Origin of the sequence: Pseudomonas sp. PB103 (assembly GCF_009764635.1) — a bacterium.
In the GTDB taxonomy this organism is placed as follows: domain Bacteria; phylum Pseudomonadota; class Gammaproteobacteria; order Pseudomonadales; family Pseudomonadaceae; genus Aquipseudomonas.
The window spans coordinates 20058-28620 of sequence record NZ_RWIL01000141.1 but is presented as its reverse complement, the minus strand read 5'-3'; the positions used below and the strand labels follow the sequence as shown (position 1 = coordinate 28620).

The 8563-nt window shown below is 60.6% G+C and carries 8 protein-coding genes; 5 read left to right on the top strand and 3 right to left on the bottom strand.

From position 1 onward, the window contains the following. Positions 1–78: 78 nt before the first annotated feature. Both EJA70_RS25690 and EJA70_RS25685 read right to left on the bottom strand, forming a co-directional pair. Positions 79–432, bottom strand: a complete 354-nt coding sequence (locus EJA70_RS25690) for a DUF1428 domain-containing protein (protein WP_158834466.1) — start codon at positions 430–432, stop codon at positions 79–81. A 2-nt stretch (positions 433–434) separates the two neighbouring features. Continuing rightward, entirely contained in the window at positions 435–1517 is a 1083-nt protein-coding gene (locus EJA70_RS25685) for a hypothetical protein (RefSeq protein WP_008086895.1), read from the bottom strand. Positions 1518–1824: 307 nt separating this feature from the next. Between EJA70_RS25685 and EJA70_RS25680 the strand changes: the two genes are divergently transcribed. Further along, a complete protein-coding gene (locus EJA70_RS25680) occupies positions 1825–2100 on the top strand; it encodes a hypothetical protein (RefSeq protein ID WP_008086894.1) in 276 nt (91 codons plus the stop codon). A 42-nt stretch (positions 2101–2142) separates the two neighbouring features. Here the strand turns inward: EJA70_RS25680 and EJA70_RS25675 are convergent, their stop codons facing one another. Next, a complete protein-coding gene (locus EJA70_RS25675) occupies positions 2143–2346 on the bottom strand; it encodes a hypothetical protein (protein WP_007918829.1) in 204 nt (67 codons plus the stop codon). 243 nt (positions 2347–2589) lie between these two features. Here EJA70_RS25675 and EJA70_RS25670 point away from each other — a divergent pair, with 243 nt between their 5' ends. The 4 genes from EJA70_RS25670 to paoC all read left to right on the top strand — a co-directional run bounded on the left by EJA70_RS25670 (position 2590) and on the right by paoC (position 8470). Further along, positions 2590–4344 carry an L-lactate permease gene (locus EJA70_RS25670; protein ID WP_158834465.1) on the top strand — a complete coding sequence of 585 codons (1755 nt, stop codon included), beginning with the start codon at positions 2590–2592 and terminating at the stop codon, positions 4342–4344. A gap of 357 nt (positions 4345–4701) precedes the next feature. After that, positions 4702–5325 (top strand): aldehyde dehydrogenase iron-sulfur subunit PaoA, encoded by a 624-nt coding sequence (gene paoA, locus EJA70_RS25665; protein WP_158834464.1) that lies wholly within the window; start codon positions 4702–4704, stop codon positions 5323–5325. Further along, complete coding sequence (locus EJA70_RS25660) at positions 5322–6275, top strand: xanthine dehydrogenase family protein subunit M (protein ID WP_158834463.1); 954 nt, start codon at positions 5322–5324, stop codon at positions 6273–6275. The genes paoA and EJA70_RS25660 overlap by 4 nt, the downstream gene beginning before the upstream one ends. Further along, positions 6272–8470 carry an aldehyde oxidoreductase molybdenum-binding subunit PaoC gene (gene paoC, locus EJA70_RS25655; protein ID WP_158834462.1) on the top strand — a complete coding sequence of 733 codons (2199 nt, stop codon included), beginning with the start codon at positions 6272–6274 and terminating at the stop codon, positions 8468–8470. Before EJA70_RS25660 ends, paoC begins: the two co-directional genes overlap by 4 nt. The last annotated feature ends 93 nt before the right edge of the window (positions 8471–8563 follow it).

Here is an 8563-nt window from a genome sequence, read left to right as displayed (position 1 = left end):
CGATCTTTTGATGTTGATTGTAAAAAAAGATCAAAAGATCGCAGCGTGCCGCAGCTCCTACAGGGGTGTGTGCGTGGTTCAGGGTTCGAGGAGGTCCTGGAAGCCGCCGTAGATCATCCGCTGGCCGTCGAAGGGCATCGGGTTGACGTCCGGTTGCATGCGCGGGTCTTCCATCATTTTTGCCATGCCGGCATCGCGGGTGGCTTTGTCGGGCCAGATCAGCCAGCCGGACGCTACGGTCTCGCCGTCCTTGAGTTTCACTGCCATCGGGAACGAGGTGAGCTTGCCGTCCGGCACGTCATCACCCCAACACTCGACCACGCTCAGGGCGCCGTATTCCTTGAACAGCTTGGCGGCAATGATGCAGTGCTGCTTGTACTGCTCACGATTGGCGGTCGGCACGGGTGCTACAAAAATATCGATGTAAGCCATGATCATTCTCCTTGCACGTTGGGTTCGATCTGCTGATTGGTCGATTGCGGTGGCTGCCATTCGACACGATTGGCACCCAACCCGACCGACGGCGCGTCACTCGCCCCGAGATTGCGCTCGATCTGCCCGGCCATGTGCAGCGTACCCGCCATGACACCGGTGGTCGGATTCTGCACCAGTTTCAACCAGGCCTTGTCGAAGGTGTTGCCCAGGCTGCTGCGGATCAGCGCTTCGCTGTCAGGGCGATCGTTGGCCTGAATGATCGCGCGGATGCCCACCACGCCCACCGAGATCATTGCCCCGGCGAGCTTGCCCGCGGCAGCGGCGACGGCACTCGCCGCACTGCGAGGCGCCATTTCCGCTTCAATGCGCTGGCTGGCCCGCTTGGCCACCGGCGCCATGCCGGCGTCGGTCGAGGCAATGCCCTTGGCGCCGCCATCGGTATGAATCTTGTCGATCAGCGCGGCATAGGCCGGCAAGGTGTTCAGCGGTTCGGTGCTGATGACCTGAAACAGCGAAGCATCGCGCGCCGGGGGCGGGCCGAGGGCAATCGCCGGAATCTTTTGCAGACGGCCATTGAGCTGCGCAACCGGCACGCCATGGCGTTGGGCGATGAGCGGCATTTGCTGCGCCATCAACTGCGCATAGAACGCCGTGGCCTGACCCAGAATCGCATCTGGATCAATCTCCACCGCCACCGGCGCCAGCACTTTTTCCTGATATTGCTCAAGCAGATACGTCGCCAGACGCTTGGCCGAAGCATCCTGCTCTCCGCCAGCGCTGATCGTGTACCAACTGACCTTCATCGACAGCCATTCCTGCGTCCAGTAGCTGCTGAACCACGGGATGAAATTTTCTTCAGTTTGCTCATAGACGCGAGTACGCCAATGTTCCATCGAGCCACGGGCGAACAGCTTGACCTGCTCGGTGGCCTGTTGCGAAGCGCTGACGATTTCGCGGTCGATCTGCTGCCAGGTCGCAGGCGAAACCACCACGGCCTGCGGCGCTGACACCGGGGCCCGCGCCGACGTGGCGCAGCCGGCCAGCAGGAACAGTGCGGCGACGACCAGCGCACGCAGGTTCACGGTGAGGGCGTCCTTTGAATGAGGAAGAGGCAGTTTTGATTATAGGTGGATCAGCCGGGCCTGATGGTGGATGTACCGGCCTCATCGCTGGCAAGCCAGCTCCCACAAAGACTTATGTTGGAAACATAACCTTAGCCACAACATGGCACCCTGTGGGAGCTGGCTTGCCAGCGATGGGGCCCGCAAATTCACACAAAAACCCGAACCATCACTGTCGTCGATATTCACCATCGCCACGATTGCCTTCCGCCCGCCGCCAACGATAGGCACGATTACCCCATCCGAGACACAACGAGGAGTTCACAACATGATTCACACCCACGTCACCCTCTCCGTGAGTTTCCCGGTGTTTGGCAGCAACTACTACGACCAGCACGCGGTGTCGCACAAAGCACAGGCGCTGCTGTTCAACGAAGATTTCGAAGATCTGCTGATGCCCGCCGCCACCAATCATTTCAGCAATGAAGTGGTGGGCATCAACGATCAGTTCCGCTTTCTGAGCGACATTCTCGCCACCCATTTGCTGGACATCGAGGCCTCTGTGCCTGCGCGATCCAGCGTCCAGGCGAGCGCTCATTTTTAACAACAAAGGGCGTCCCATCGCGGGACGCCCTTTTCTGTTCAATCAATCATCATCCCGATCACGGTAGTAGCGACGCCCATCGCGGCGATCGTCACGGTCATCCCAACGCCGGTCATGGTCGTAATTACGGCCATGGTCGCGGTCGTAATGCCGGCCATGGCGGTGGTCATCATCAAAATCCGCCACACAGCCACCGAGCAAAACGGCGGCGGTCACGGTCAGCAGCATCGTTGTAGCGCGCTTCATTCAACACTTCCCTAAAACCAAGGTCTTGACGACGGAATCGGCCACGCTGCCCACGCCTTCAGGACGCGGTGCGCGCAGCCGCAGATACGACCGGGCAAATCGAGGTTGATTCACTGGCCACTAGCGACCGTTTGTCGCCCCGCCGGCCCTGTGCGGACGGCGGCGAAATGCCACCTATACTCCTTGCTACCTAGCCCCACGCAATGGATCTGCGCCCTCAATAACAACAAGCAGAGGTGGACCATGGTCTGGCAGCAAATCTACGATCCGTTCAACAATCCGTTGATCTCCACGCTCATGGCCGCCGTGCCGGTGGTGGTGATGCTCGCGGCGCTGGCGTTCTTCCACGTCAAGGCTCACCTCGCAGCGCTGCTGGCGCTGGCATCGGCCCTGTTGATTTCAATCTTCGCCTTCGGCATGCCGGCGAGCATGGCCGGCTCGGCGGCGTTGTTCGGCGCGGCAAATGGCTTGTTGCCGATTGGCTGGATCGTCCTCAACATCATCTTTCTGCATCGCCTGACCACCGAGAACGGCTCGTTCAAAGTGCTACAGGATTCCCTTGCCCGAATCACCGATGACCGTCGTTTGCAGTTGCTGCTGATCGCCTTCTGCTTCGGCGCGTTTTTTGAAGGCGCGGCGGGCTTTGGCACACCGGTGGCGGTGACCGGGGCGATTCTGATCGGGCTCGGCTTTTCGCCATTGGCAGCCTCTGGCCTGGCGCTGATCGCCAACACCGCTCCGGTCGCGTTTGGCGCACTCGGCACGCCGATTATTACCCTGGCAAAAGTCACCGGGCTGGATGAAATGGAGTTGTCGATGATGGTCGGTCGGCAGTTGCCGTTCTTCTCGGTGCTGGTGCCGTTCTGGCTGATCTGGGCGTTTGCCGGATGGCGCAAGATGCTGGAAATCTGGCCGGCGATTCTGGTGGCCGGCGTCAGTTTCGCCGTGCCGCAGTTTCTCGTGTCGAACTACCACGGGCCGATGCTGGTAGACGTGATCGCCGCACTGATTTCCATGGCCTGCCTGACGCTGTTTTTGAAGGTATGGAAACCGGCGACCATCCACACCTCGGCGGCGCTTTCCGGGCGGGTCGACAACTCGAAAGTCGATGAAGAGAAAGTCACCGCCAGCGCCGCATTCCGCGATCAGGCGCGCCCGGCCATCATGCGTGCGTGGATGCCGTGGATCATCCTCACCGTGTTCGTATTTGCCTGGGGCACGCAGGGTTTCAAAAACATCTTCGACGTGCGCCCGGCGATGGATCCAGTCACCCATTCGGCCAAGCTCGATCCGCAAGGCAAACCGGTCAACGAAGCCAACCCGATTTTCGCCCCGGCTGTGATCTTCACTTCTTTGCACCTGCAGATCGAAAAAGTCCCGCCGGTAGTGGCCGCGCCGAAGGCTGAAGAGGCCGTGTACAAATTCACCTGGTTCACGGCAACTGGCAGCGGGATATTGCTGGCAGCAATCGTCGGCGGATTGCTGATGGGCTACTCCATTCCGCAACTGATCAAGCAGTACCTGCGCACGCTGTGGGTGGTGCGTTTTTCGCTGATCACCATTGCGGCGATGCTGGCGCTGGGGTTTCTTACGCGCTACTCGGGGCTTGACGCAACCATGGGGCTGGCGTTTGCGGCGACGGGGATTTTCTACCCGATGTTTGGCACGTTGCTCGGTTGGCTCGGGGTAGCGCTCACCGGCTCCGATACGGCCTCGAACGTGCTGTTTGGCGGTTTACAGCGAGTGACGGCAGAGCAACTCGGCATCAGTCCGGTGCTGATGGCGGCGGCAAACAGTTCGGGTGGAGTGATGGGCAAAATGGTCGATGCGCAGTCGATCGTGGTCGCTTCCACCGCAACCCGCTGGTATGGGCATGAGGGTGAGATTCTGCGCTACGTGTTCTTCCACTCGATCGTGCTGGCGATACTGGTCGGTGGATTGGTGACATTGCAGGCCTACGTGGCGCCGTTCACCTCCATGGTGGTTGGCGGGCATTGAGGTTGGGTGATCTGGCCCCATCGCTGGCAAGCCAGCTCCCACAGAGATTTGTGCTGTAAACACAATCTCACTCACAACATGCAACCCTGTGGGAGCTGGCTTGCCAGCGATGGGGCCATGTCATTCAACACTTAGGTTGGCTGACAGGGCGCAATCGCGAGCAGGCTCACTCCTACAGGAGGGTCGTGTCGCACCTGCGATTGATGAGCCCTGCGCATAACTCTATAGCGAAAATCCGCAAAAACCTTTTCCTCTCTTCAGCAGTCACTCCTTAACGAGACCGGCGATCACGCTGGCTGCCCGCTTGGGCCATCGACGACCCTGCTGCCCTGATTGAGAGAGAAAAGGAATCGAACCATGACGATTTCCCGACGCGGATTTCTGATCCTCGGCGCCGTGACCGCCACGGCATTCGCGATGCCGCCATTTATCAGCCTCAAGGCCTACGCGGCCAACCTGGAGCAACCGGCCATGAGCAAAGTGACGATCAACGTCAACGGCAAGCCGCGCGCGCTTGATGTCGACACCCGCACCACCCTGCTCGATGCCCTGCGCGAACACCTGCAACTGACCGGCACTAAAAAAGGCTGCGACCACGGCCAATGCGGCGCCTGCACGGTGATTGCCGATGGCCGGCGGATCAACTCGTGTTTGACCCTCGCAGTGATGCACGACGGCAGCGAAGTCACCACCATCGAAGGCCTCGGCATGCCCGACAATCTGCATCCGATGCAAGCCGCGTTCATCAAGCACGACGGCTATCAGTGCGGATATTGCACGCCAGGGCAAATCTGTTCGGCAGTGGCTGTCATCAAGGAAATCCGTGACGGCATTCCAAGCCACGTCAGTGAAAGCCTCACCGAGGCGCCACAGTTGATCGCCCGGGAATTTCAAGAGCGCATGAGCGGCAACATCTGCCGTTGCGGCGCCTACTCGAACATCATCGAAGCCATCACTGAAGTCGCGGAGGTGCCAGCATGAGACCGTTCAGCTACAGCCGCGCCGATTCCCCCGCCGCCGCTGCGCAAGCCGCGCAAGTCGAAGGCGCGCGTTTCATTGCCGGCGGCACCAATCTGCTCGACTTGATGAAACTCGACATCGAAACCCCGCTGCACCTGATCGACGTCAATCACTTGGGCCTTGATCAAATCGAGGCCACACCCGAAGGTGGATTGCGCATCGGCGCGCTGGTGCGCAACACCGATCTGGCCGCCGACCAACGCGTGCGCAAGGATTACGGTTTGCTTTCCCGTGCATTGCTTGCCGGTGCTTCCGGACAGCTGCGCAACATGGCGACCACTGCCGGCAACCTGCTGCAACGCACACGCTGCCCGTATTTTTACGACAGCAATCAGGCCTGCAACAAGCGCCAACCCGGCAGCGGTTGCGCGGCGATTGGCGGAGTCAGTCGGCAACTGGGGATCATCGGTGTCAGCGACGCCTGTATCGCCACGCACCCCAGCGACATGGCCATCGCCATGCGCGCGCTGGATGCACAGATTGAAACGGTCAAACCTGACGGCAGCACACGCAGCATCGCCATGGCCGATTTCCATCTGTTGCCAGGTACCACGCCGAACATCGAAACCAGCCTCACGCCCGGCGAATTCATCACCGCCGTAACACTGCCGGCGCCCGTCGGCGGCACACACATTTATCACAAGGTACGCGATCGCTCGTCATACGCGTTCGCCTTGGTTTCGGTCGGCCTGATCCTGCAAAAGGACGGCAGTGGCCGCATCGCTGTCGGCGGTATTGCACCGAAACCATGGCGCGTCGAGGCCGCCGAAGCGCTGCTGCCCAAAGGCGCAAAAGCCGTCTGCCAACGCCTGCTCGACGGTGCGACGCCAACCCATGACAACCAATTCAAACTGACCTTGGTGGAGCGCACGCTCGGCTCAGTGTTGGCCCAAGCGAGGGACGAAGCATGAAATTCGACACGCCCGCCACCACCAACCCGATCGACCAGTTGAAGGTCGTCGGCAAAGCCACCGACCGCGTCGAAGGCCCGTTGAAAACCAGCGGTCAGGCGCCTTATGCCTATGAGCAGCATGAGGCCGTGGCCAATCAGGCTTACGGCTTCATGGTCGGCTCGGCCATCGCCAAGGGGCGGATCAACAACATCGATCTGGAGGACGCCAAAGCCGCGCCCGGCGTCCTGACCATTGTCACCGCCGCCAACGCCGGCAAACTCGGCAAGGGTAAATACAACGCCGCGCCATTGCTGGCCGGGCCCGAGATTCAGCACTATCACCAGGCCGTAGCGCTGGTGGTCGCAGAGACCTTCGAACAGGCCCGCGCCGCTGCGCAAATGGTCAAGGTCGATTACGTTACCGCCGAAGGCAAGTTCGACCTGGCCAGCGTGCGCGACCAAGGCGTCGAGCCGAAAGACGAGTTGCCTGATGTCAAACACGGCGATTTCGCCAAGGCTTTTGCTGCCGCACCGGTGCAGTTCGACCAGACCTACACCACGCCGGATCAGTCCCACGCGATGATGGAGCCACACGCGACATTGGCCGCGTGGAAAGGCGATCAACTGACCCTGTGGACGTCGAATCAGATGATCGCCTGGAGCGTTGCCGACATCGCTGCCACCCTCGGTTTACCCAAGGAAAAAGTCCGCTTGATTTCGCCCTACATCGGCGGCGGATTCGGCGGCAAACTGTTCATCCGCGCCGACTCCATCCTTGCGGCCCTCGGTGCGCGTATGGCTGGCAGACCGGTGAAGGTCGCCCTCGCCCGCCCGCAGATGGCCAACAACACCACCCACCGCCCCGCCACCATTCAGCACATTCGCATGGGCGCGACGGCGGACGGCAAGCTCACCGCCATTGCCCACGAAGGCTGGTCAGGCAACCTTGCAGAAGGCAAGGTCGAGGTCGCCGCGCAGCCTAGCCAATTGCTCTACGCCGCTGAAAATCGTCTGGTCAGCATGCGTCTCTCACCGCTGGATCTGCCAGAAGGCAACTCCATGCGCGCGCCAGGCGAAACCCCAGGGTTGATGGTGCTGGAAATGGCCATGGATGAAATGGCCGAGCAACTCAAACTCGACCCGATTCAGTTCCGCATCCTCAACGACACGCAGGTCGACCCGGTCAAAACCGATCGGCCATTTTCTCAGCGACAGTTGATCGAATGCCTGCAAGTCGGCGCTGAAAAGTTCGGCTGGAACCAACGCAAGGCACAACCCGGCACCCGCCGCGAAGGTCGCTGGTTGATCGGCATGGGCGTGGCAGCGGCGATTCGCAACAACCTGTTGGTCAAGTCCGGCGCGCGGGTACGGCTGGAGCGCGACGGCAAGGTCACGGTGGAAACCGACATGACCGACATTGGCACCGGCAGCTATACGATCATCGCGCAGACGGCAGCGGAAATGATGGGCGTTGAGTTGAAGGATGTGACCGTGCATCTGGGTGATTCGAGCTTCCCCGTTTCGTCCGGCTCCGGTGGGCAATTCGGCGCCAACTGCTCGACCGCCGGCGTCTACGCCGCGTGCATGAAACTGCGCGAGGCGGTAGCCGGCAAGTTGGGTTTGCCGGCGGATCAAGCCGAGTTTGTCGACGGTCAGGTACGAGTGGGCGACAAGCATGTGCCGCTGCGCAATGCGGCGCAAAACGGCGCAATAACGGCCGAGGACAGTATCGAGTTCGCCGACCTTGCCGAGCAGTATCAGCAATCGACTTTTGGCGCGCATTTCGTCGAAGTCGCGGTGGACGCAGCAACCGGCGAGGTGCGCGTGCGGCGGATGTTGGCGGTGTGCGCGGCTGGGCGAATTCTCAACCCGAAAGCGGCGCGCAGTCAGGTGATCGGGGCAATGACCATGGGCGTCGGCGCGGCGTTGATGGAAGAGTTGTCGGTGGACAAAAAGCTCGGCTTTTTCGTCAACCATGACCTGGCCGGATACGAGGTGCCGGTGCATGCCGACATTCCCCATCAGGAGGTGATTTTCCTCGATGAAACCGACCCGATCTCGTCGCCGATGAAGGCCAAAGGGGTCGGTGAGCTGGGCATCTGCGGCGTCAGCGCAGCGGTGGCGAATGCCATCTACAACGCCACCGGAGCGCGGGTACGGGATTACCCGATCACCCTCGATAAAATCCTCTCTTCACTCCCCAAAATGACATAACTCTGTAGGAGCTGCCGCAGGCTGCGATCTTTTGATCTTGCTTTTAAAAAATCCAAAGTCAAAAGATTGCAGCCTGCGGCAGCTCCTACATGG